Source organism: Armatimonadota bacterium, assembly GCA_028871815.1.
Taxonomy (GTDB): Bacteria; Armatimonadota; Chthonomonadetes; order Chthonomonadales; family Chthonomonadaceae; genus REEB205.
This window is the reverse complement of the sequence record JAGWMJ010000001.1, coordinates 535,526-558,471: the sequence shown is the minus strand read 5'-3', so window position 1 is coordinate 558,471 and position 22,946 is coordinate 535,526. Positions and strand designations below refer to the sequence as shown.

General features: G+C 61.9%; 21 protein-coding genes and 1 pseudogene. 10 read left to right on the top strand and 12 right to left on the bottom strand.

Features of this window, described 5'->3' with window-relative positions:
* Window positions 1-31 precede the first annotated feature (31 nt).
* The 3 genes from KGJ62_02320 to KGJ62_02310 are packed head-to-tail and all read left to right on the top strand — an operon-like array spanning window position 32 to window position 4,727.
* The gene (locus KGJ62_02320) at window positions 32-1,180 is read left to right on the top strand and encodes a shikimate dehydrogenase (GenBank protein ID MDE2125404.1); all 1,149 of its coding nucleotides are present in this window, start codon (window positions 32-34) and stop codon (window positions 1,178-1,180) included.
* Window positions 1,177-2,793 carry a gamma-glutamyltransferase family protein gene (locus tag KGJ62_02315; GenBank protein MDE2125403.1) on the top strand — a complete coding sequence of 539 codons (1,617 nt, stop codon included), beginning with the start codon at window positions 1,177-1,179 and terminating at the stop codon, window positions 2,791-2,793. The genes KGJ62_02320 and KGJ62_02315 overlap by 4 nt, the downstream gene beginning before the upstream one ends.
* Before the next feature lie 35 nt (window positions 2,794-2,828).
* The gene (locus KGJ62_02310) at window positions 2,829-4,727 is read left to right on the top strand and encodes a S9 family peptidase (GenBank protein MDE2125402.1); all 1,899 of its coding nucleotides are present in this window, start codon (window positions 2,829-2,831) and stop codon (window positions 4,725-4,727) included.
* Window positions 4,728-5,732: 1,005 nt separating this feature from the next.
* Here the strand turns inward: KGJ62_02310 and KGJ62_02305 are convergent.
* From KGJ62_02305 to KGJ62_02285, 5 genes are all read right to left on the bottom strand, one after another.
* Window positions 5,733-6,047 carry a hypothetical protein gene (locus KGJ62_02305; GenBank protein ID MDE2125401.1) on the bottom strand — a complete coding sequence of 105 codons (315 nt, stop codon included), beginning with the start codon at window positions 6,045-6,047 and terminating at the stop codon, window positions 5,733-5,735.
* Window positions 6,048-6,400: 353 nt separating this feature from the next.
* A complete protein-coding gene (locus KGJ62_02300) occupies window positions 6,401-6,796 on the bottom strand; it encodes a hypothetical protein (protein ID MDE2125400.1) in 396 nt (131 codons plus the stop codon).
* Window positions 6,786-7,220 carry a hypothetical protein gene (locus KGJ62_02295; protein MDE2125399.1) on the bottom strand — a complete coding sequence of 145 codons (435 nt, stop codon included), beginning with the start codon at window positions 7,218-7,220 and terminating at the stop codon, window positions 6,786-6,788. The genes KGJ62_02300 and KGJ62_02295 overlap by 11 nt, the downstream gene beginning before the upstream one ends.
* 150 nt (window positions 7,221-7,370) lie before the next feature.
* On the bottom strand, window positions 7,371-7,646 hold the full coding sequence (locus KGJ62_02290; protein MDE2125398.1) for a hypothetical protein: 276 nt from the start codon (window positions 7,644-7,646) through the stop codon (window positions 7,371-7,373).
* Window positions 7,647-8,438 (bottom strand): phytanoyl-CoA dioxygenase family protein, encoded by a 792-nt coding sequence (locus KGJ62_02285; GenBank protein ID MDE2125397.1) that lies wholly within the window; start codon window positions 8,436-8,438, stop codon window positions 7,647-7,649.
* A gap of 159 nt (window positions 8,439-8,597) precedes the next feature.
* On the opposite strand from KGJ62_02285, the gene KGJ62_02280 reads away from it, so the two are divergent.
* Window positions 8,598-9,047: a response regulator gene (locus tag KGJ62_02280; GenBank protein ID MDE2125396.1), complete on the top strand. Its 450-nt coding sequence runs from the start codon at window positions 8,598-8,600 to the stop codon at window positions 9,045-9,047.
* Between the two features lie 27 nt (window positions 9,048-9,074).
* Here the strand turns inward: KGJ62_02280 and dgoD are convergent, their stop codons facing one another.
* Window positions 9,075-10,226, bottom strand: a complete 1,152-nt coding sequence (gene dgoD, locus KGJ62_02275) for a galactonate dehydratase (protein ID MDE2125395.1) — start codon at window positions 10,224-10,226, stop codon at window positions 9,075-9,077.
* Window positions 10,227-10,488: 262 nt separating this feature from the next.
* On the opposite strand from dgoD, the gene KGJ62_02270 reads away from it, so the two are divergent.
* The 6 genes from KGJ62_02270 to KGJ62_02245 all read left to right on the top strand — a co-directional run bounded on the left by KGJ62_02270 (window position 10,489) and on the right by KGJ62_02245 (window position 15,935).
* The gene (locus tag KGJ62_02270; protein ID MDE2125394.1) at window positions 10,489-11,070 is read left to right on the top strand and encodes a response regulator; all 582 of its coding nucleotides are present in this window, start codon (window positions 10,489-10,491) and stop codon (window positions 11,068-11,070) included.
* Between the two features lie 120 nt (window positions 11,071-11,190).
* Window positions 11,191-11,532 carry a P-II family nitrogen regulator gene (locus tag KGJ62_02265; protein MDE2125393.1) on the top strand — a complete coding sequence of 114 codons (342 nt, stop codon included), beginning with the start codon at window positions 11,191-11,193 and terminating at the stop codon, window positions 11,530-11,532.
* A gap of 42 nt (window positions 11,533-11,574) precedes the next feature.
* Window positions 11,575-11,931: a hypothetical protein gene (locus tag KGJ62_02260; GenBank protein ID MDE2125392.1), complete on the top strand. Its 357-nt coding sequence runs from the start codon at window positions 11,575-11,577 to the stop codon at window positions 11,929-11,931.
* 6 nt (window positions 11,932-11,937) lie between these two features.
* Complete coding sequence (locus tag KGJ62_02255) at window positions 11,938-12,276, top strand: zinc ribbon domain-containing protein (protein ID MDE2125391.1); 339 nt, start codon at window positions 11,938-11,940, stop codon at window positions 12,274-12,276.
* An 80-nt stretch (window positions 12,277-12,356) separates the two neighbouring features.
* Window positions 12,357-14,705: a M1 family metallopeptidase gene (locus KGJ62_02250; protein ID MDE2125390.1), complete on the top strand. Its 2,349-nt coding sequence runs from the start codon at window positions 12,357-12,359 to the stop codon at window positions 14,703-14,705.
* A gap of 120 nt (window positions 14,706-14,825) precedes the next feature.
* Window positions 14,826-15,935 carry a hypothetical protein gene (locus KGJ62_02245; GenBank protein ID MDE2125389.1) on the top strand — a complete coding sequence of 370 codons (1,110 nt, stop codon included), beginning with the start codon at window positions 14,826-14,828 and terminating at the stop codon, window positions 15,933-15,935.
* 688 nt (window positions 15,936-16,623) lie between these two features.
* Here KGJ62_02245 and KGJ62_02240 read toward each other — a convergent pair.
* The 6 genes and pseudogenes from KGJ62_02240 to KGJ62_02215 form a co-directional block, all read right to left on the bottom strand.
* Window positions 16,624-19,821, bottom strand: a complete 3,198-nt coding sequence (locus tag KGJ62_02240) for a DEAD/DEAH box helicase (GenBank protein ID MDE2125388.1) — start codon at window positions 19,819-19,821, stop codon at window positions 16,624-16,626.
* On the bottom strand, window positions 19,814-20,593 hold the full coding sequence (locus KGJ62_02235) for a hypothetical protein (protein MDE2125387.1): 780 nt from the start codon (window positions 20,591-20,593) through the stop codon (window positions 19,814-19,816). The genes KGJ62_02240 and KGJ62_02235 overlap by 8 nt, the downstream gene beginning before the upstream one ends.
* 60 nt (window positions 20,594-20,653) lie before the next feature.
* Window positions 20,654-21,151 (bottom strand): annotated as a pseudogene (locus KGJ62_02230) (type I restriction endonuclease subunit R).
* 212 nt (window positions 21,152-21,363) lie between these two features.
* Window positions 21,364-21,741, bottom strand: a complete 378-nt coding sequence (gene crcB / locus KGJ62_02225; protein ID MDE2125386.1) for a fluoride efflux transporter CrcB — start codon at window positions 21,739-21,741, stop codon at window positions 21,364-21,366.
* On the bottom strand, window positions 21,738-22,190 hold the full coding sequence (locus tag KGJ62_02220; protein MDE2125385.1) for a hypothetical protein: 453 nt from the start codon (window positions 22,188-22,190) through the stop codon (window positions 21,738-21,740). Before KGJ62_02220 ends, crcB begins: the two co-directional genes overlap by 4 nt.
* Window positions 22,187-22,906: a metallophosphoesterase family protein gene (locus tag KGJ62_02215; protein ID MDE2125384.1), complete on the bottom strand. Its 720-nt coding sequence runs from the start codon at window positions 22,904-22,906 to the stop codon at window positions 22,187-22,189. The genes KGJ62_02220 and KGJ62_02215 overlap by 4 nt, the downstream gene beginning before the upstream one ends.
* Between the last annotated feature and the right edge of the window lie 40 nt (window positions 22,907-22,946).

Here is a 22,946-nt window from a genome sequence, read left to right as displayed (position 1 = left end):
CGTCTGCCGCCGCGGTCAGCCCAACGCATCCATGGAACGATTCGCCTTCCTTATTCACCCCATCGACGTGCGCCGTGACGTCGGGCGCAAATACCCCATTGCCCGTTATCTGCCGGTCTGGCTGCTGGAGTGGTACATCAAGCATCGCAGCCCGATTGTCGTCTCGGAGATCAAGGGCATACGTTCGCTCACAGGCGTCGAAGCCGAGGGATGGTTTATCGGCTGCCCGCTCACGCCGCGGCAGATGGTCACTCTTCCGATTGAGCATGTGTGGGACAAGCTGGAAGAGTGCGCGCGCATAGCAGAGGGCCTGGGCGCCAGGATACTGGGCCTTGGTGCGTTCACCTCGGTGGTGGGCGATGGCGGCGTAACGCTCTCCCGGCGCGTGCCCGATCTGGCCATCACCACGGGCAACTCCTATACCGTGGCCACTGCCATTGAGGGCGTGCGCCGCGCCAACACACTGATGGGACGTGATCTCCGGGGCTGTACCGTTGCGGTGGTTGGCGCGTCCGGCTCCATCGGCGCCACGTGCGCATTGGTGCTGGGCCGCGAAGCCAAATCGATACACCTCATCGGCCGCTCCGCGGATAAGCTGCAGGCAACTGCCGACCGCCTGGCTGCAGCCGGAATCTCCTCGGCATCCATCACAACCGACGTGGCGGAGGGCTTGAGAGACGCGGATGCTGTTGTTACGGTAACCAGCAGCGTGGACGCCGTCATCCTGCCGGAGCAGTTGAAGCCCGGGGCGGTGGTGTGTGATGTGGCACGCCCGCGCGATGTTTCGGTCCGCGTTGCGCGGGAGCGGAACGATGTGCTGGTTATAGAAGGCGGCGTTGTGAAGGTGCCTGGCGAAATGACCACTCCGCGCCCGGATAAGCCCGGTGCGCAGTTCAGCTTTGGCTTTCCACCCGGCACCGCCTACGCCTGCATGTCCGAGACCATGATGCTCGCCCTGGAGCGCCGGTACGAATGCTTCACCCTCGGCAAAGAGGTTTCGGTGGAGCAGGTGGAACAGACAGACGCAATGGCAGCCCGTCACGGCTTCGAGCTGGCCGGCTTCCGTTCGTTTGAACGCGCCGTGACACCGGAAGAGATCGAGCGCGTGCGCCGGAATGCCGCTGCCCACCCGGCGGGGAGGGCCGATTCGACGGCCGCCCGCGGAGAGGCTGGCGCATGAAACCCACGCAGCACCGCGGCGTCGTGGTGGCGCGAAATGGCGTGATAGCCGCCTCGCAGCCGCTGGCAGTGAGCGCCGGCCTACAGATGCTGCAGGCTGGCGGAACCTTTGCGGATGCCGCTATCGCCGCCTCGGCAGTGCTGTGCGTCACCGAACCGTATGCCAGTCAGTTGGGCGGCGACGCATTTCTCATTGTTCACGACGCCGCGCATCACGACACGTTCGCCATCAATGCTTCAGGACCGTCACCGTCCGGGGCCGGACCGGATCAACTGCCCGACGGGATACCCATCCGCGGATTCGCGGCGGCCACCGTGCCGGGCCTCGTGGACGCATGGTTCAAGCTCCACGAGCGGTGTGGATCGCTGGCCATTGACCGGATTCTGGCGCCGGCGATTCGCTACGCCGGTGAGGGCTTCCCTGCCGGATTCCGGTACTGCCGCGCTTTTGCAAACAACGCCGCGCTTCTTCGACAGTATCCCGAAACGTTGCTGACACTCACCGGATCGGACCAGCTGCCCATGCCGGGAGCCGCGATACTTCAGCCGGCGCTTGCCGCCACACTGCGCGGTATTGCAGAAGGCGGGCCGGCTTACTTCTACGGCGGTCCGGCTGCAGAAGCTATTGTGCACGCAAGCAGTCGCCGCGGCGGCTTTTTCTCGAAGGAGGACTTTGCGCATTACGCCTGCTCGGTGGAGGCGCCGATTGAGATTGCCTACCGCGGTCTGCGCCTCTATGGCCAGCCGCCGCCATCGCAGGGGCACATCCTGCTGCAGGAGCTGAACCTGGTCGAGGGCTTTGACCTGGCCCCGATGGGCCACAACAGCGCGGAAGCCATCCACGTTCAGGTTGAAGCCAAGAAGCTGGCGTTCGCCGATAAGGACCGGTATCTGGCGGATCCCGGAAGGATGACGGTGGGCATTGATCAGCTGCTCAGCAAGCAGTACGCCGCAAGCCGGCGTGGCCGGATCGATCCGAACCATGCAGCGCGCGATCCGCAGCCCGGCGCCGTGGAGCACGACACCACCTACTTCTGCGTGGCGGACGGACGCGGCAGCGCCGTGAGCTTTATTCAGAGCGTCTTCTTCGGCTTCGGCTGCGGCGACGTCGTTCCGGACGCCGGAATTCTGCTCAACAACCGCATGAACGGCTTTTCGCCCGATCCCGCTTCGGTCAACGCGCTCAAGGGCGGCGTACGACCCGTACATACGCTGAATGCCTGGCTGGCAACACGTACGTCACCAACCGGCGCTGACGAGGTTGCATGGGTTGGCGGTACGCCGGGCGGCGATATCCAGGTGCAATCCAACTTACAGGTGCTCAACGCCGTGATCGACTTCGGCTGCAACGTTCAGGAAGCGGTTGAAGCGCCTCGCTGGCAGCATGGGCCCGCGACGCCAGAGCCCGGCGGAGCGTCGCTCGGCGAGCTCCAGGTGGAGGAAGGCGTGGGACCCGAGGCGATCGAAGGCCTGCGACAGCGCGGCCATCGCGTTCGAGCCATTCCAGACGGCTCGCATGGCAGCTGCTGCCAGCTGATTGCCCGCGACGAAGAGACCGGCGCCTGGATGGCCGGTTCGGATTGGCGCTGCGACGGCCACGCAGCAGGTTTCTGACAGGCCGGTCTATCAGCCTGCCGCATACCGGCCGGCTGCGCTTTGCAGAGGAGATCGCCCAAGTGCCGCTTCCCGCCCTGATACCCCGCAGTCTGCTGTTCGGCAATCCCGAGGTTGCCGGCCCGATCGTGTCGCCAGACGGACGCCGCATAGCATGGCGGGCGCCGCTGAATGGCGTTATGAACATATGGGTGCGCACGCGCGGCCAAGGTGACGACCGCGCGGTAACCGCCGATGCAGTGCGGCCCATTCGCAGTTGCGCCTGGCAGGCGGATAGTGAGCACGTCCTGTACGTTCAGGATCACGAGGGCGACGAAAACTGGCGCCTGTGGCAAACAAATGTTACCACAGGCGCAACACGCGACCTGACCCCCTTCGACGGTGTGCGCGTGGAAGGAGTGGCCGACGAGCCGGCACATCCCGACTTTGTGTTGGTGGGAATGAATCTGCGAGATCGTCGGCTGTTCGACATGCATCGCATCAACCTTATCTCCGGTGAGGTGACTCTGGCGGCCGAGAATCCCGGCGATGTGGGCGGCTTCAATTGTGATCACAGGCTGGTCGTTCGCGCGGCCGCTGCGCTCACCGCCGACGGCGGGCAGATTGTGCGGGTGCGCACAGATGAGCATTCACCGTGGCGCACGCTGATGGAGTGGGAGTCGGATGACGGCCTCGGCGGGATAGCAGGCTTTACGCCGGATAACAATTCGCTGTGGATCACTACCGCCAAGGGCGCCAACGCCGCGCGCTTGCTGCAAGTGGATATTGAAACGGGCGAACAGCGCGTTCTTGCCGAAGACCCCCGTTACGACGTGGATGGCATCCTTACCCATCCCGCAACCCACGCACTGGAGGCAGTACGGTATGTGCGGGCACGCCGAGATTGGCAGCTGCTCGACAGCGCCATCGAGCCGGCGTTCGCGCGGCTCGCCGACGCGCATGACGGCGACATCTCCATCATGTCGCGCTCGCTGGATGACACGGTGTGGACCGTCTGCTGGAGCGCCGACAACCGGCCGGAACTCTACGCTCTGTTCGACCGGACTTCCGGCGTCGTGGAAGACCTCTTTACGAGTCACCCTGCGCTTGCCCGATACATCCTCGCGCACAAGCAGCCCATCGAGCTCATTGCGCGAGACGGACTGAAGCTGGAAGGCTACATAACTCTGCCGGAGGGCGTTGATCCTCATGGCCTGCCCACCATCCTCAACGTGCACGGCGGTCCGTGGGGCCGGGACGAATGGGGCCTGGATCCCGTTTCGCAGTGGCTCGCAAATCGTGGTTACGCAGTCGTTCAGATCAACTTCCGCGGATCGATGGGGTATGGTCGCGCGCATCTGAACGCCGGTGACCGGGAGTGGGGCGGCAAAATGCACTCCGACCTGCTGGATGCCAAAGCATGGGCGATTGAGCAGGGCATTGCCGATCCGGCGCGGGTCGCCATCATGGGAGGCAGCTACGGCGGTTACGCTACCCTGGCTGCTCTGGCGTTTACTCCGCGTGAGTTTGTGTGCGGCGTGGATATCGTCGGCCCCAGCAACCTGGTGACGCTGCTCAAGTCGATACCGCCGTATTGGGAGGTCGGGCGAGCCATGTTCCGGCGGCGCGTAGGCAATGAGGAGACCGAGCCGGAGTTTCTGGAGAGCATCTCACCGGTGAACAAAGCGGGCGAGATCGTAGCGCCGCTGTTGATTGCGCAGGGCGCCAACGATCCGCGCGTGAAGCAGGCGGAAAGTGATCAGATAGTAGCAGCGATGCGCGGGCGCGGGCGGGAAGTGACCTACCTGCTCTTTCCCGACGAAGGTCACGGTTTTGCGCGGCCCGAGAACCGGCTGCGCTTTTACGCCGCCGTCGAGCCGTTCCTGGCCGCCCACCTCGGTGGCCGCGTTGAGCCGGCCGGCCCCGACGAGGAGTTCAGCAGCCTGCTGCGGTAGCCTCGGCGTGACGCCTATGTCGGCTCCGTCAGTCCGATCGGCCCGTTTCCGATGTGAGACGACTGCCCCATCGTATCCGGGTTTTACCTCGGGGTTGCCGGCGTCGGTGATCCGCGTGGTCCGACCACACCGCGACACGCAACGACGGACGGCCACGCGGCTTGCCGATGAGTCGGGACCGGGGCTGCTTGTGCCAAACAGCAGCTCGAACGGTCATTGCCGATGTGACCCGGCAGCCTATGGCGGCAGAGCCCACGGTGATGTGGCACGGTCGCCAAACAGGCAGGCAACCAACATGAACCCGAGCGGTCCGGACGCGAAGCCGAGGCCGGCTATCCGTACCGCGGCCACCCGTCCGGCGTCATCAGGCTGGAGGCACATCGAATATTCCGACCACCATCCATTCTAACGCGATGGTGACGTTAGTATCGATGACCGAGCAGCGCGCCTGCGCCATCTCGGTCGCCATCCGACTGGTTCTATCGCTGGACTCGCTTTAACCTTCCGGCCGGTTGTCGCTACGCGAAGTAGCGACAACGGGCATGCGGCTCAGCATCACGTACAGGGCGAGCCCCGACAGGACGGATTGAAAGCTGGGGTCGCGGCCCGGCGCCGCCACGAGCCCGCAGCCGGCAGCCCACAATGCTGCCACAGCGGGCCAACGCGCGAGATGCCCCAGCCACCTCGCGCCGATTGGCTCCCGGTCGAGGACCATGCACGCAAGGTATAGCGCGAAACAGCCCGTCTCCCAGCAAACGAGCGGTGTCCACAGGCGGCTGTCACCATGGTTCGGCCATAAAGCCGCTGCGAGAGCGCCAAACCATAGGAAGGCCCCGGCCGGGATCAGGAAGTATAAGGTCCAAGTCGGCCGCCGGGGGCCAATGCCGCGGCCGGCCGGACCGGTGCCACCGTCGCCGTGGCCGTGCCGGAGCTGTTCGTTTCGGTGCGGGCGGGGACGAGGCCATCGAATGCGGGACATTCGCCGTTGCGGCAAAGCGGGCCGGTTCAACGCGGGGAGCCGCTGCCGGTCGTGGCACCGTCGGTGGCGTGCGATGCCGGCCGCGTCAGATTTCGTTGGGCGGCCAGTCGCTTCATCACCTCCGGATGCTGAAGGCGCCAGGTGCGCAGGTGAGCTTCGATTGACGCACCCGCCGCTATTACGGCCTCCAGGTAGTGTGCCGCAGCCACGTCGGACTTCGCCGTTCTGCCGGACTTAAGTCCCACCGCCCAGACCGAATCCGCACCGAGAGCGCCGTTTGCCACAGCAGCGTACAGCGGAACCGTTGGAACGTACGCGTAATGCCGTGGCAACTTCTGCAAGTCCGCTGATGCGCCTTCAACCTCCGAGCGCGGCTGGCTCCATAGGCCCAGCCAATCGGCGTAGTTGCGAGATGCCCGACCGGCGGGCTCTTGCCTGAGGAGATACATCTGGTCGGCGAGTCCGCCAAGTAGCGCCTTTCGATCACGTTCCGCCCGCTCGAGCCAAGCGGTTTGTGACGTGACCGGCGTCGGGGCAAGCTGGGTTGTAACGGCTGGCTCCTCCGAGCGTCTCCGGGCCGGGACAACCGCCGCTGACTGAGTGCGGTACCCGGCGCAACCGAACGCGGAGGGCCACACAACAAGCGATGCCGCTGCTAACTGGGCGCCCGTCGTGATCGGCGATCTTCTCGGCATCATTCGCCCGGCATACCCCCCTCGCCAGGATCCACTCCCGCGCTCGTACTCCGCGGAATAACCAGGTTCGTCAGGAGGCCCGTAGAAGCCTGTTTGCGACTGATGCTTGTTAGGTCCAACTCGCCACCTACCGCCTCGACCGACACGCCGACGGCGCTGTCACCAACGTCGCCAACCGCACCTTCGCCGCCGTGTTCGTAGCCAAACTTGAGCGGATCGGGAATGTGGTCGACGACTATTTCTATGAACCGGACGGCAACGTCGCCAACTGCGGCGGCTCCGCCCGCTCCAGCCCCGACGACACATGAACCGATACGCGCGACGGCGCGCGTCGACCGTACGGACGGCAGGGCGAGAGCGGCTTTACGGCGCTCGGCGCGTAAATCAGTGATCATGATTCCGGTTGCGCCGGAGCGTGGGAAGAGAGATCAGCACCACCGCATTCCCGATTGCGCCCAAACGCACCAGCCTCCTGCCCTCGAAATCCGGGATTGCATGACCTTTTCCGTTGCGCCAGAGGGAACACCGCGTCACAAGCACGAGGGCGCAGCCGGTGACGGCGCCCAGAAGTCCGGGCCACATACCCTCGAAAGTCGCGCGTGCCGGGCTGGGCGGCTGAAAGCCCGGTGCGATACGCTCGACCAGTGCTTCGAAGCCCACCCGAGCAACGAACCACACGGATGCGTACAATACCAGCATCAGCGGCCAGTCACGCTTGCCCAGGTTTGCATCCCGTCGATTGGCAAGGCGACGTAAGCCCTCAGCGGTAGCGACTATAAGGGAGCCAACTGCTAATTCAAGTGGTGCGTGTGCGGTCATCGGTTAACGCAGGATAACGTAGTAGGTAATTCGGATGAGCGTTGGCCCAGCCTTCCCGATTCCGATCCCGCCGAGCACGCCCCGCCGCCAGCCAGCGCCGCCAATGAGCCCACCAACGACTCTACAGAACAATCGGCCCAGCCACGGCGCCTATTCGCTCGGCCGGCCGTGGCAAACCTCCAGTTGACGAAGCAGGCAAATCCCGGTAACGCCCCGGAAGTTCTGTGCAGACCGGCTGCAGACCTGCGCACCAAAATCATGGCGCCACCACGGAATAAGGCTGTCAAGCGGTGCGCGGGAAATCTTGAGCATGATCGCACGCTGGCCACCTTCACCAGGTAAAGCGAGCTTTTTGAGCCGGAACGTTCCATCCAGGCAGCTATTCTTCGCCAGATCCTGTTTTGCGGCGGTTGCCTCGCCGCTCATTTACGGTGCCTTTGCCTGCGCCCTCGCTTCCCGAGGAGTTTGCTTCTGATCGTTCCAATAGAATACGCGTGGCTGCTTCCGCGGCGTGGCCGGCAGTCCGAAGCCCAGGATGAGTGCGCGCCTCGGCTCCGATGAGAGGTTTGGGCCGGTGTAGTGCAGCGTGCGAACCGGATGAATCGTGCAGCCGCCTGCAGGCAGCGGACAGGCTACGGCGCCGGAAACATCCGCACAATCTACCTCCAGCCCGTGAATCCGCGGATCGTTATTGATGCAGTGGTGGGGCAGTACCTCGAGCCGGTGGCTGCCCGGCACAAACCACATGCAGCCATTCTCCAGTGTTGCCGGCTGCAGCGGAATCCAGATGCTGATGGAATCGTGATCTTCGTCGGGATTCCAGTAGGCCTCATCCTGGTGCCAGGGCGTGGCCGCGCCGGTGAAAGCCGGCTTCAGAATGGCGTGTGAGCCCTGGTACTGCACGCCATCGCCGAGCAGCTGCCGAGCAATCGCCTCCGCGTTGCGACGGAACAAGCCGGTCCGCAGCTCCGGAGCATACCGATCCGGCCCGAGAATCTGCGGCAATACCGGCGGAGCATTTTCGTCGTCTATACCTCCGAGGTCAAATTGATCGCCGACTTCCCGTCCGGCGCGCTGCTCAAACAACCGGTCGTAGACCTCACGCATCCACACCAGCTCCTCCGGCGCAGAGATCGACTCAACGGCCAGAAAGCCATTTTCAAGGTAGAATTCCAGTTGTGCTTGCAACACTTGTATGTTCGCTTGCTCGCTTACCATAAGCCAATCACTTCCGTTTCCGCGTTTGCCGGCAGGTTTGCCGGTACACCCGCATTCAATGCGTCCCGGTTCAACTCCTGCCGGCGTCGTCGTGCGGAAGCTGGCCCTGCGGCGCTCCGGGAATGCTGTTTAACCCCTTAACCGATTGTTGAGAAACCGATGACCGAAAATCCTGCCGACCCACCGGTTCTGCTGGTGGAAGATAACCCCGATGATGCGGAGCTGACGCTGCGGGCCCTGCGCAATGGCAAGCTTGGAAACCCGGTAGTGCGCGCCTTAGACGGCGAAGAGGCGCTTGCCTTGCTGCATGGAGCGCCCGGCCTGCCGCCGCTGCATCCCGCGCCGGCCATCGTCCTGCTGGATCTGCACCTTCCGAAAGTGGATGGGCTGGAAGTGCTTCGCGCGATACGGTCCAACGACTCCACGCGTGAACTGCCTGTAGTGGTGCTTACCTCCTCACTGGCGGAAGCCCATGTGGTAGAGGCCGAGAGCCTCGGCATCCTCGCCTACCTGAACAAGCCGGTGGATGTGTCGGCGCTGGCCAAGGCAGTCGCTCCAATGCGGCTCGGCCTCATAATCCGCCGATCCGACGTCGACGAATCCGGTTAGCGCAGCAGGACGACTGCGGGCCCCGGTTCACCACTCCGCAAAGCCCCCATCCTCCGCCTGCCAGCGCGGGCAGCGCCAGCGGTGCCCGCCGGCGGCAAGTGCCCGCACACGCTCCTCATTGACCGTTATTCCGAGACCGGGCGCTTCGCTGCGCAGTATGAATCCTGCCTCAAACTGAAATCCGCCATCCGGCGCAAGCGTCTCCAGAAGCGGGCTGTTCTCCATCGCATGCACTTCAACGTGCTGCTCCTGCAGCGCCGCATTCGGAGTTGCAAAATCGAGCTGCAGCGAGGCTGCCAGAGCGATTGGACCGAGCGGACAGTGCGGAGCAACGCTCAGGTCATACGCCTCAGCCAGGGCGGCGATTCGGCGGACTTCCGAAATCCCACCCGCATGGCTGAGATCCGGCTGGATGATATCCACGCAGCCGGCGGCGAACAGCCGCTTGAACTCCCACCGTGTGAATTGACGCTCTCCCATGGCTATCGGCACGCAGGTGCAGTCGGCCAGCTCACGCAGCGCCTCCAGGTTTTCGCCTAAAACCGGCTCCTCATAAAATGCAGGGCTGTACGGTTCCAGGCTGCGCAGCATCGGTTTTGCAACGGTGCGGTGCACTCTTCCGTGAAAGTCGATGCCTACGGCAACGCTGCTTCCAACTGCGTCTCGCACCGCGGCCAGGCGATCGGCCAGCTCTTCTCCATGGCGCGGCGTCTCCATCCACTCCAGCGGCCCGGTGCCACCCATCTTCAACGCGGTGTAGCCCTGTGCCACGCGGACCTTCGCCTCGCGCGCGGCCTCCTCAGGCGTGGCGCCGCCAAAGTGGCTGTAGACCCGTACCCGGTCCCGTACATGGCCTCCAAGCAGATGGTAGATGGGCACGCCGTGACGCTTGCCGGCAATATCCCACAGCGCCTGATCGATGCCAGATATGGCGCTGGAAATTACCGGTCCGCCCCGGTAGAACATGCCGCGATAGAGCGTCTGCCAGATATGCTCGATCCGACAGGAGTCGGTGCCGATCACCGCCTCCGACATCTCGGTGACCGCAGCTGCCACCGTTCCGGCCAAACCCTCCACAATCGGCTCGCCCCAACCGACCAGCCCGGAGGCGGTCTCCAGCCGCAGATAGAGCCAGCGTGGTGGAACGAAAAACAGTTCGATCCGTGTGACTGCGTCCATGTCCGGCCTTCCTTCCATCTCACGCCCGCAGCACAATTCCCACGCTGCGCCTGTGCTTCCTCCCTTGCCGCTCCGGATGACACTGGTCAACGGCCGCAACCTGAATGGCGGCAGGTCGCGGTTGACTCCCGATGCCCGATCTGGATATACTGCGATGACTTGAAGCCGCCGTGGCAGGCGGCTCCTCATACCCTTGGGGACGTTGGTGTTCCCACCTCACAGAATGGGCCCGGTGCGCGGCCCACGAGCGCCTCTCCCGACAATGCCCGCCGGACGTATTCTCATCGCCGACGACGACCCGGTAACCCGGCTCGATCTGCGTGGCATGCTGGAAGCCATCGGGTACACCGTGGTTGGCGAGGCTGGCGACGGCGAAGAGGCGTGCCTCCTGGCCCGCAACCTTCACCCGGACCTGAGCATTCTGGACATCATGATGCCCAAATGCACCGGTCTGGAAGCCGCAGCCACCATCAGCCGCGAGCGGCTTGGACCGGTGATGATGCTCACCGCGTACAGCGATGCTCCGATGATTGACGATGCGAACCGCGCCGGCGTCCTTGCGTGGCTCGTGAAGCCGTTTCGGCAGCAGGAACTTCAGCCCAGCATCGAGATGGCGATGGCCCGCTATCGCGAGATGCTGGCGCTTACAGGCGCCCTGGAAGTGACGCAGCAGCAGAGCGAGACCGAGAGGCTGGCCGCACGTGCACGGCGCATACTGGTGCAGAGCCACGCAATTACCGACCAGGAAGCCGGCCGGCGGCTGCAAGCGCAGGCGCTGGCCAGCGGTAAAGAGCTGCGGGTTGTTGCCGAAGCGGTGATAATGGCCAGCGAACTGCACTCCTGAGCCCGTTCAAGCCGTCGTTACGCCTCCGGGCCGTGCCCGACGCGCCGTTCCTCGCATGATCCGGCCTTTGCGGCATGCTGCAAAGGCAACACTCGTTTGCACCTGTACGGAGATTCCACCATGATCAAAATTGAAGCGCTGATCCGACCGCAGAAACTGGATGAAGTCAAGTCGGCTCTGGCCGATATCGGAGTGCGCGGCATCACCGTATCCGAAGTCCGCGGTTCCGGCAAACAGAAGGGCTTCACCCAGCACTATCGCGGCGCGGAGTACACGGTGAACCTGCTGCCGAAGGTGAAGCTGGAGGTTGTGGCCACCGATTCCGAGGCGCAGCACCTGGCCAACGTTATTGCTGAGGCAGCGCGCACCGGCGAGATCGGAGACGGCAAAATCTTCCTCATCCCGGTGGCGACCGCAATCCGAATACGGACGGGTGACGAAGGCGACTCGGCAATCGAGTAGCCGCGGCACGGGCAGGTACACTCTCCTGGGCCAAATCTACCAATGCCACGGGATCAGCAGTTCTGGGTGCGTGCCGGCGTGTTGACCATCGGGGCGTTTGTTGTCGCCTCGTACGCGCTCTTCCCGGCCATTGTGGCGCCGTTGGTGCGCCGCGACCGGGAGGAGGCGGCGCCCCGGGCCGGAGTCGGAGTGGTGGCGATACTTGTACCGGCCGAGCCCGGCATGTTCGGCGAAAAACAGGCCGCCAGCGTATCGGTGCGGTTTCACGGCGGCATTGAGGCCGCCGCGCACATCACCGACTTTCAAGCGCTGCGGCTGGGTCAGCCGGCGAAGGTCATCTACCGCATTGGCAAGAGTGGCCGCATCTACGTAGACTCCGTCGGACCGATCGTGCATTAACCCCCAATGCCTCTCTACGAATATCAGTGTGCGCAGTGCCGGCGCCGGTTCAAGCGCCTGGTCGGCGTGGTGGCCAACGCATCGCCCATCAGCTGCCCGCAATGTGGCTCGACGGACGCTGCGCGCCTGATCTCGCGATTCGCCCGGAAGCGCAGCGAGGACGACACCCTCGACTCACTCGCCAACGACATGGAGGGCGTGGATGAAGGGAGTCCGGCAGCCATGCGCCGCCTGATGCGTGATATGGGCTCCGAAATGGGCGAAGACCTCGGCGACGATTTTGAAGAGATGCTTGAAGAAGAGCAGAGTGGCGGCGCCGATCCGGACGCGTCCGACTCCTTTTGAATCGCAGATCGACCGCGCGGACGGAGAGTGCATGCCGGCTTTGTGCAGGATTCGCGGGCCAGAGCGGTAAACGTGCCGGCATGCACAGATTTACCACAACACTCCTGGCTGCCGCTGCGTGCCTGACCTGCTGCATTGCTGCCGATGCGCAGGCGCCACATAACTACAATCTCGAAGATGTGAACTGGAACATCTCGTTTGATGTGGCGACGAGGACGATATTCGGCGATGTAACGAACACGCTGACGCCTACGCAACGCGGCGTATCGGAAATCGCCGTGAACGAGGGCAAGCTGCTGATCAAGCGTGTGCTGGTCAACGGACGACCGGTCCACTACACCGTGGACGCCGTTCACGAACAGCTCGTGGCGCATCTCGCCAGGCCCGCCAATCCGGGCGACCCGATACACCTGAGGATTGTTTACTCCGGGCAGCCTCAAGCCGGAGCGTATTTCGTGATGCCGGATCGGTCCGATCGTGTCACCACCACGCCGATGATCTATACACAGGGCGAGGCGGAAGATACTCGCTACTGGCTGCCCACGTACGACGAACCGGATGACAAGGCCACGAGCGAATGCCACATCACCGTTCCCGCCGGTTACTTTGCACTGAGCAATGGCAAACTGATGGACGTTCGGCACAGCGGCAGTCGCCTGGTGTACCACTGGAAGATCGCTCAGCCACACTCCACCTACCTGATCAGCTTTGTGGCCGGAAACTATGTGAAGGGCCACGAGGCATGGGGCAATCTCGCAGTTGACTACTACGTGCCCGCCGGCACAGCCGCAATGGGAGAGCCGACATTTGGCGGCACGGCGGATATGGTGCGCTTTTATAGCAAGTTGACGGGCATCAAGTATCCATATGCCAAGTTTGCGCAGTCGGCCGTGGCCGATTTTCCGTTTGGCGGTATGGAAAATATCAGCGCCGTCACCCAGACCATCGATGCCCTGCATCCAGCGAGCGAATCGGCCGTTCGAGACACGCGTGGGCTGGTGGCGCATGAGCTGGCGCACCAGTGGTTTGGTGATCTGGAGACCTGCCGCAACTGGCCGAACATCTGGCTCAATGAGGGGTTCGCCACCTTCTTGCCACACTTCTATTTCCGCCATGCGGATGGCGAAGACGAGTACCAGATACAGAAGCTCGGCGATATGGAAGGAGCTCTGCGGGCCGTTCAGGCGGCGCCACGGGCGATGATCAAGAGAACGTACAGCGTGCCGATGGACCTGTTCTTTGATGGCTATGCGTACGGCGGTGGCTCGGCCCGCATGTTCGCACTGCAGGCTGTGCTGGGCGAGAAGGTGTTCTGGAAGGGCATTCATCACTTCCTGGTCAAGTTCTCATACAAACCGGCGACCACGCATGGCTTCTTCCAGGCCATGAGCGAATCCAGTGGCGTGGATCTGAGCTGGTTCGAGAAGCAGTACTTTCACACGGCCGCACTGCCAGCGATCAAGGTCTCTCGTGACGGCGCTGCGGTGACGATCACACAGGCCGAGCCTGTGTTCACGCTGAATCTGGACGTGTGGGAGTTGGTAAACGGAACCTGGTCCAAGCAGCGTGTGGCGCTGCACTCCACCACCGCGGTGGTGCAGCTCCAGAATGCCGACGATCCGTTTCTGGTCGATCCCAGGGTGAACTGCCTCGCTTCGATAGATTACGCGCAGAAGTTCGCGCCGGATGTCATCAAGCAGCTGTACGCTGCCGCGCCGAACGCGGCCGGAAAGCTGCGCCTGGCACAGATGGCGCGTTCGGACGGCGATGACCAGCTTCTGGAGTCGCTCTTCGCAGGCGAGAATTCGCGCGCGCTCCGCCGCGCACTGGTCTCCATGCTGCCGGCATCCGACACGGAACAGCTGCTCCGCCTCATGAAGGATCCAGATCCGCGGATACGGCTTTCCGCCACAGACTCGCTGGCAAGCGGGGAGTCGTCCGATGCAGTCATCGCCAGCCTTACGAGCGCCTGGCAGCACGCGCCGAGTTTCGCCGTGCGGGCGGCCGCACTGCGCGGATTGCTGCGGCTGACCAGGAACAATTCGCTGGCCAGGCGCGCGTGGGCGATGGAGACGTACGACGAGTCGTTCCGGACGACCGTGCTGGCCTGGTGGACTCGCGAGAACCCCGACCTTGCGCGGCAGGTCGCCCTGAAGGTGCTTTCGGCCAACTATCGGGAACCGGTTCGGCGCGCTGCAATAGGCACGCTCGGTACCGTGAAGGACAAGCCGGGAGAAAAGGTGGTATTCAACGCACTGGTCGCGAGATTGAGCGACGTGAGCCTGGGCGAAAAGCTCTCGGCCGTTGGCGCGCTCTATCGCTATGGTGATGCCGCGGCCCTGCCTTACCTTCACCGGCTGGACAACTACAGCATGTACCAGCTCCGCGGCGCAGCGCAGCGAACGGAGCAGGCGCTGGAAGGAAAGTAGTCGCGTCGGTGGAACGCGCCTGCTGGAGCTGGTGGCGCTGAGCACGGCTGCGGACGAGACAGTGGGATTGCTGGCCCTCGGTTACGCGCCACGCCGCCGTGCGGAAAGGACGCTAACCCAATGAAGCAAACAGTTCACACCACGGCGTTCTTCGCGGCGGCGGCCATTCTGCTTTCCGCAGCTCACCCGTCACCACCAGGGGCCACTGCGCCCTGGCGGTATGCCGTCGTCTTTCACGTTGTCAACGGCGTCCGGACCTATGCCGGAGTCACGGCAGTCTTGCCATTCTCCGGCCGCATCAACGCCCTGGCGGCCACTGCGAAACCAACGCGTGATGTAGCTGCCGCTCCGGCTGCCGGTGACGATATCTGGCTTGCGGGAAACGGAACCACGCAGGAGCTGCATTGGAACGCCAGGGCAGGCACCGTCCGATTCGTAAGTGCGGTTCACCGCAAATTGACAGGCATGACGATGCGCTTCGTCAACGGCAGCCAGATATCGGATCCGGTCCGTGACGATGGAACGATCGCCGCTCTCGTCAAATCGGCCCGGCCGTTTCTCGAGCCTACTGGCTTTGGCAAGGCCGCCCACGGTCCGTCGGCGAGCGTTGGCGAGGGCTATGGGGCCGCCCCACCGCGCAGTCTTGATGAGATGGTGGAGGAGGAGTCGGTCATCGTGCGCGCAAGGGTGGTCGCAGTCTTGCGGGAGCAGCTCATGCCGCCGGACGACGGGCCGCTGATGGTTACCGTGTTTCTAGTGGCCGTGGAGAGGTATCTCTCCAACCCGGGCCCGGGCGCGCCAGGCATCATCAAGGTCTCGGTGGACGGTGGTGACCTTCCCTGCCGCAGCGGCAGATCGCGATGCATCGGATTCCGCGACCTCGGCCAGCCGATGCTCGTCCCGGGCGCGCGCTACATATTGTTCCTCCGCGCCCATGGGCGGCCGAGTCCTGAGGCGTTGCAGCGTGGGTACTACCTGTCTGTGTCTAACGGCGTGCGGCGGAAGGAGTCGGAGTTCGATGAATACGGTCTCGCGGAGCCGTGGCGCGGCCAGATTCTGTTGGAACATGGCATGACCTTTGCCCCGCAATCGGAAGGTGACGCCACCGGCACGGACTGGAAGTTCGACGACGGCGAGCGGCTGGTCGGTCTGCCGGAGTCGATCGCCGAACAGGAGATCGAGGCAGCAGTACGCAAGCTGAACAAGATGGAAGCCGCGGCCGGCGGCTGATTACCGCGTTCACCTACCGCCCCAGAAGCATGCCGCGTTCTCACGGCGGGCGTTGCTTAGGTCGCTTTGAGCCGCACGTGCAGGCCCACGCTCTCTCGATTACCCTGGCAAGCGATGAAGACCGACCCCGATTAACCCTTCGGCGTCGCCGGAAGGCCGCGATGTGCGCGGTCAGAAACGATGCAGGCTTTGATGCCACTACTCACCGTGCCTGAGTTGCTTCGCGCGTCTGAAGCGGAACTGATTGCGCTGCGTGCCAACCTTGAACGTCAGCGTGCCAACGACCTTTGTGATAGCCAAATCGCCGGCGCTTACTTGCGTCTTATCGAGCGTGTGTTGTCCGGTCGCGACTCCGCGATCGCGTGCTAGCGGCCTTTCGCGCACGTAAGCTGAGCGCAGCTGCTGGTGGAATCCGAAGCGCGGATTGGTGGGTGCCGAGTCGAGAAGCGCCCAGCACCAGCCGTCCCGCAGCGAGGTGGAGGGACAATTTGGTGACCGGCATGAATCACGCGCCCGGCGTCGGAGCGCTTCCGACCTGGACGGAGGGCAATCAAGGGGCGCGACCGGCCCGCATCGAGCGGTCGGAGAGTCCTCTAACCGGGCGCTGCATCACTGCACTGGAGCAGAGCGAAGCTGCCCGACGGGATTGCGGAAGCTGGGGCGACGCTAGCCGGACGTGACAAAGTGATTAGGGTTTATGTATCTCCACGAACTTATTGATTCCTTCATGCACGCGCCTCCTTGCCCCCTCTGCTGATTCCGGTGACTCGGAAGGCGGTTGCACATATTGTAGCCACGACTCGCACTCCATATGAGTCCGAACTCTTGTCCAAAGATCTCCGCGCTTCGTCTGAAAGAGTATCAACTTATCAATGCTGTCAAAACCGTCACGTAATAGCGCCGCGGAACGGGAGGCAGACGATGCAATTTGGTCTTTGTTACCCAGATCGACGCAGAGTAAGAGCTGACCTACAAGGCCAACAAGATACGAAACTTCTCGAATCGTATTCCTCGCGAAATTCCTAGCATCCTTCAGGCCATTGGGTTTCTTGTTAGGCTCAAGCAGATTCTGAATCTCGACAAAAGGAGATCCATTGATCCATGCGCTGACGGCGCTGGATTCGGTGTTGCTCCTTCCGACCCAAGTCAGGCGGAGTTGCGAACGAAGTTTAGGAAATCCATCTAGCCAGTTGCGGGCTAAGGCGTACCATTCCATGACACCGAAGTGGGTGCTCGCACCTCTCTCGACCAGCAAGTCCCCGAGGTGCTTGAGCGTTGCGGGCCGAAGCCCTGCCGCTCGGCACGCTGCAAGCCAGTCCGGTGGCGTGTCTGCCGGCAGGAGCCCAGTGCGCCGATTGACGGCCAACTGAACCTTGGATTGAAACTCATTCATCTGGCCGGCCGCTTGGGCATGATACGCGGCCAAGGTCTTTTGCAGACTGTCAGCGATTGTCAGGGAGCCACCCTGCGGTTGGAACGAAGGAGTTCGAATAAGAATCGAGTCGAGTTGATCATCGTCCAAACCCTGGGCCAGCGTAACACGGTCAAGGAGATTCTCGTATGGATCTTGAACTGTTAAACAGCGATCGTCTTGGGACAGTACGCCGTCGATCAGTTCATTGATGACTTTGCCAGATAGGGAGCCGCCGCTAAAGGGGACAATATCATCGGGAATCACGATGACGAATCCAAACGACGCAAATCCAGCCCTACCTGCCCGGCCAGCGGCGTTTAGTAACTCGTGGGCTGAGATCGCGCGGACAGAGCCTTCAGCAGTTCGACCACTTGTCCGAGCGATGACAACAAGGTCTGCGGGGAGATTCATACCCTGGGCCAAGGTATTGGTTGAGAACAAGACTTGTATTCCGTCCTCCCTTTTGAAGCATGATTCGACGAGCTCCCTCTCAAGAGGTAGCAGCGAGCCGAAGTGCCCGCCGGATATTCCAAGAGGTTTGAATACATGCGCGTCACCGCCAAGTTCTATAGCGGCAGCCTCGATCAGTCGGGTCTCACGATCCGTAAACGATACAAGGTCGCTTCTGTGTTTGTACATCTTCCTAACGGCTGCCGGCACGGAGCTGGAGTTGTGGAAGAAGACAATGGTTTTTAAACCGCTGGCGGCAGCAGTCATTGCGATTTCGCGCGCAGCATCAGCGGAGTTCAGGCTCAAACTAGGTCCAGTCAACCCGAATCTATCCGTGCCGTATGCGCCCTGAAGCTGGAGGCCCCCTTCCATGATTGGAATGAGCTGGTATCGACCATGTCTATCCCAAACTTGCTCTAGCGAGAATAGGCCGCTTGGCTGAGCCACCAAGTCTCTTTGCGCAATGTTCCTCCCCAACGTCTTCCGATTAGTGACGTCGGATCGTAGTTGTTCAAGTTCATTCTGTGCAAAAACGATGCTCCCGCGCGCTTGCCTGGTAGGCTTCCATGCGTCTTTGCAGACAATGGTCTTTTTGTTGAATTTCGTTTCGAGCCAGGCTGCCAATTCATCTGAATTGCTGACCATTGCCGACATCAAAAGCACATCCGAAGACTGTGAAATCGACAGTAGATTCAGAAGGCAGAGCATTGCGTCCATGCTTCGCGGATCGAAATCAGGATCCGGCTGCGCGTGAAGTAAATGACACTCATCGAACACGATGAGTCCCACGTCCTCAAAGTCCCTCCGATTCAGGCCCACCCAGAAGAGGCAACGTTCCGGAGTCATTACAAGCACGTGGCCCGAAGGGGTCATTGGAAACTCGCTGAAGATCTGATCCTCATAGAAGTCAGCCGACACGTCAATGTGTAACTCCTCCTTGAGATCCGACATCACGCGTTCGACTTGAGATGCTAATGCCAGGGTTGGGACGAGATAGATGACGCGCTTACCCGCGAGGAGGGTTGCGACTACCTTGAGTTGCGCGATGGCGGATTTTCCAGCGCCGGTCGGGAAAGTAATGACACCCGAAATGCCCTCATCAAGCAGATTGGCCCGGACTGCTTCAATGTGATTCGACCACAAGAATGGTCGAGTGCGGGCTCGGTTCTTGGCAAAGCTCTTCCAATCCTCCGGCGGACTGCCCTTTGGCGGAGGAACGCCGACGCTTGCAGAAGATCCTAACTGCTCTATAGCTATGCGGAGCAAGGATGCCACTTTTAGCGGTGCAGGAAACGCAGAAACCATCTTCAACGTTGGATGTGCTTCCGGCGAGCTTGACCTTATGGAGTGGATTGAGTTTGCCTCGACGAAAGCCGTCCCTTGCTGAGCATTTGCAATTGCTCCTGGCAGTTCCTGTTCACCGAGGCAAGCTAAGGCCAACCACTGACACGACCGATGCAATTGCTCCCATAGCTGATTCTCTGCGCGTTGCAGAAGATCAAGTGTTTCGTCGAGCTGAAAAACTTCGTCGCCTATGGCCATTAGCCGACCGGTGGCTAGATTCAATAAATCGCGCGAAATCACGCTCCTGGGCGAATTTGAGTTGTCCGTAGCGATGCCTTGCGCCATTTCCGCAGCATCAGCCGGATATCCAGCCGCGAGAAAAAGAAGCGTTGCCGAAATCGAGTCAGGTACGGTGAGTGTGGTCAATTCTCCGCCATCATCCTCATTCGGCACCTTAGACAGCAATTGGAAGCTTGTCGCAGCTACATACAGCGCCGCAGTCCTCGAAATGTCCTCTTGCGCAAGGGATGCGTACACGCTAAGGCGTGTCGCGATGTCTCTTAGCTGGTCAATCGATTCTCTTGTGGGCTGGTCGTAGTCCGCCGTCGGCACGCTGCGCAGGCGAATACTGGAAATCAGCAAGTAAGCGTGCGATAAGAGTTCTGGCAGATCAGCGACATTAAAGCCTTCAACCGGTGGCGCGCGCCTTATGACATCACGTGTGCGTATGTCAAACATCGGGGCTCTGCTTAAGTGCCTCAAGGCATGCCATAACCCGTGTGGCGAGTTCCTGGAAGAATCCTCTCATATCTTCAAGAACGAGCCGGTGCCCTCTCCTTGTTAGGGGATCTCCCGGCGCTGATGATGCAAAGCCTTCATAGAGCTCTATTGTTGGCGGAATTCTATTTTGCGAGGTGCATAGGGAAGCTCTGAACCTCTTCCTATTTCGCCAGTCGCCTTGCTTAAGAATCGTGGTGGGTTGAAATCCACCAGCTTTGATGAGAGCAACAAGCTCCGCCCGAAGCTGAGACTCGCGCTGGCCTTTTGCGAGGCGCTCAAACTCTGGCAGAACGTCGTCCCGTACAACATCACGAGGATTGAGCGTCGCCTTGTCCTCGGAAACCGTCACGGATTCTATGACGGAGTCATCTGCGGCCAACGAGACGGACACACCATCGAACCCTTGTCGAGTCGCCGTTGGCAGCGGTGCTCGTATCAGCGTCATTTCACCCTCTACATACCAAGCGACCCACGAAATAACTTGAAACATCCAGCCATCTCGGTGCTCGACAGGCATCCCTTTGATAATGGCGATGGCCTCACCAATGTTCTGATCGGTCGGTGGATCGTCGCTAGCGATCGACGATGCGTGAAGGATGCGTTCGGCGTGCTCGACTTGCCCTAAAGCGATATCGGCCACGATCCCAGCAAGTGCGGGCACATCGGCTAGCGCCCAAGTAAATTCGGTTGCATGCTGTGACGCCCGCGGGGTGATGATGATCTGACTCATGTCGATGACTCGGCTATTCGCAGGCTCTGAGTTGCTTCGCCACATTCGAGCGGTAAGCGGTTAGTCATGAGGAGGCGCTGCGCCAGACTGATGGTAAGTCGCTCCAAAGATCGTGTCACCCAGCCACCTCTTGAAGCTGGGGTTGTCGGAAAACTGCTTAAAGAGCTCGGTGTGATCGGAAAGAAGTTCGACGATTGCCCGCTGTAGTGCTTTGTCATGTTCGATTCTCGCGTTCTCCTTGTCGGAATTCTTCATCGCGTTTTGGTAGGCGGAATCCGCTGCCACTTTGGCCGGAATCTCCTCGGCGATTACGTCTCGAATCTTATCAACGTCTTTCCAGTCGATATTGCCAAACTGCTCGTTGAACGAGCGGAGAATGTTGCTGAGCCGGTCTAACTCCGGTTCGGGAATCTTTCTGCCGCCACCCGTCGGCACGGGTTCGATCTCTTTGTCTTCGTCGGCAAGACCGATAGCTATTGTCGTTCTGGCCTCCGTCCGATAGCTGTCCATGTCGATGCTTTCGAGCATCCCTCTGGATAGATCGGCTTCCTTTGGCGCACCAGAGCAAGCTCCCCCCTTAACCCTGAGATCAATCGGTTTGTCGGTTTCAGTCAACCCTCCAACCCGGTCTCTATCGTGTCCTGGGAAGTCTCTGAGCGAAAAAATCTCTCTCGGATCAAGCATAAACCCTCGAACGAAGTCAGAGTTTCATATGATAACGCAGGGGCCGGTCCATAGGCAATTGGCCGTCGGCTGATTACCGCGTTCACCTACCGCCCCAGAAGCATGCCCGCAAACCGCACGCCGAGCCACGCCGCGAAGAAGCCAGCCGCCAAACTGCCCATGGCGTTGGCGGCCGCGCGCAGTATCGCTCCGTTTTGCGCCAGCTGAAACGTTTCGTACTCGAATGTTGAGAAGGTGGTGTACGCGCCTACGAAGCCGACAGCGACCAGATTGCGCCACTGCGCGCTCCACGCATAACGCAGTGCCAGCGTGCTGAAAAAGCCCAGGATAAAGCTCCCCGTCACGTTGATCACCAGTGTGCCCCAGGGAAACTCGTGCCCCCAGCGGTCCGAAATCCACCCACCAACCACGTAGCGCGCGTTAGCGCCAACAAACCCTCCGAAGCCAATCGCGAGGTACTTCACTCCGCCTCTCCTCCACGAAGCGCTTCAATCATGCCGCCCAAACGGCGAACGCTTTCGCGCAGCGCCGTACATCGCTCGCGGAGTTCGCGGGCCGACTCCTCCGGCATCGCCCCGTACCGGCCCTGCAGCCAATCCGCATCCAGCTCGCACAGCATCTCGTCCTCCAGCTGCCGCTGAAGCATGGCCAGCCAACCGACTGTTTGTGAGCGCTGTGGAGCTCCGGCAGTCAGAGGCGCACCGCCGGCGATGGTGCGAAACGCCTGCATGGCCCGACGCAGATCATCCAGCCGGGCCAGAAGCGCCTCGGAATCCTGACGGCAAAGTGGCGCCAGCGGAGCGCCGGCCGGGCTGCGCCCATCAACGCCGGCGCCGGCCATCCGGCGCAGCGTCTCCTCCGCGGCGCCAAGCGTGGCGGCGATGCTGCGGGCGTGCGGGCTCGGCAGCTTCACCCGGTCTCACCCTGGCGGTAAGCGTGACCGGTAAGGAGCCTGTGCTTGATCTGCTTCGCCACCTCCAGCGGTAGGGGCATCAGCAGCACGTCGCGGACGGCCTTTTCCACGTCGTACTCCACGCGGTGAATCTGTAGCGTCCCACCCTCCCAGATAAGGAAGGATGCGCGCGGATCGCCGTCGCCAGGCAGGCCAACGCTGCCCGGAGAGGCCGCGGTAAAGCCCTGCTCTTCCAGCACCCACGGCGCGCGGTCGCCGGCGGTGAAAAGGCAATCCGCGCCGGAGCTGGCCGTCAACTCCCGCAGCGCCGAAAGCCTGGCGTCCGGATCTGCGGCGACCGCCGGAGTGCCGACGCGATGCACTGCCAGCATCGAGCGCATATCGAAATAGAAGCTCAGCCTGGGCGCCAGGCCTGCCAGCCAGGTAAGGTCGTCTGCATCCAGCTGGTTTCGGTGAAGCGCGCTCGTGGCATCCCGCCAGGCAGTCGGCTCGTCAGCGGCTGGACCTACCCGCGAGAGCGCCACGGCCAGATCATCCTCACCCGCCACGGCCCACGTAGCGCTGTTGCGCAGCCAATTCACACACTCCGACACCGACGCGCCGAAGAGCGCCGCCCCACCCAGGAAGAGCGTGGCGTCCACGCTGCCGGCAGCGGATTCCACCGCCTTCAGCGCTTCGTAGTTCGCATGGATGTCGGCAATTACCAGCAGCCGCACAGTCCCCTCCTTATGGCCGCGCCGGCCGGCGACATCGCCG

Coding starts and splice junctions, on each gene's coding strand:
- KGJ62_02265 (MDE2125393.1), top strand. CDS start 11,191: ATGATCAAAATTGAAGCGCTGATCCGACCGCAGAAACTGGATGAAGTC.
- KGJ62_02270 (MDE2125394.1), top strand. CDS start 10,489: ATGCCCGCCGGACGTATTCTCATCGCCGACGACGACCCGGTAACCCGG.
- KGJ62_02290 (MDE2125398.1), bottom strand. CDS start 7,646: ATGAGCGGCGAGGCAACCGCCGCAAAACAGGATCTGGCGAAGAATAGC.
- dgoD (MDE2125395.1), bottom strand. CDS start 10,226: ATGGACGCAGTCACACGGATCGAACTGTTTTTCGTTCCACCACGCTGG.
- KGJ62_02235 (MDE2125387.1), bottom strand. CDS start 20,593: ATGAGTCAGATCATCATCACCCCGCGGGCGTCACAGCATGCAACCGAA.
- KGJ62_02280 (MDE2125396.1), top strand. CDS start 8,598: ATGACCGAAAATCCTGCCGACCCACCGGTTCTGCTGGTGGAAGATAAC.
- KGJ62_02320 (MDE2125404.1), top strand. CDS start 32: ATGGAACGATTCGCCTTCCTTATTCACCCCATCGACGTGCGCCGTGAC.
- KGJ62_02315 (MDE2125403.1), top strand. CDS start 1,177: ATGAAACCCACGCAGCACCGCGGCGTCGTGGTGGCGCGAAATGGCGTG.
- KGJ62_02245 (MDE2125389.1), top strand. CDS start 14,826: ATGAAGCAAACAGTTCACACCACGGCGTTCTTCGCGGCGGCGGCCATT.
- KGJ62_02250 (MDE2125390.1), top strand. CDS start 12,357: ATGCACAGATTTACCACAACACTCCTGGCTGCCGCTGCGTGCCTGACC.
- KGJ62_02255 (MDE2125391.1), top strand. CDS start 11,938: ATGCCTCTCTACGAATATCAGTGTGCGCAGTGCCGGCGCCGGTTCAAG.
- KGJ62_02285 (MDE2125397.1), bottom strand. CDS start 8,438: ATGGTAAGCGAGCAAGCGAACATACAAGTGTTGCAAGCACAACTGGAA.
- KGJ62_02300 (MDE2125400.1), bottom strand. CDS start 6,796: ATGATCACTGATTTACGCGCCGAGCGCCGTAAAGCCGCTCTCGCCCTG.
- KGJ62_02295 (MDE2125399.1), bottom strand. CDS start 7,220: ATGACCGCACACGCACCACTTGAATTAGCAGTTGGCTCCCTTATAGTC.
- KGJ62_02240 (MDE2125388.1), bottom strand. CDS start 19,821: ATGTTTGACATACGCACACGTGATGTCATAAGGCGCGCGCCACCGGTT.
- KGJ62_02260 (MDE2125392.1), top strand. CDS start 11,575: ATGCCACGGGATCAGCAGTTCTGGGTGCGTGCCGGCGTGTTGACCATC.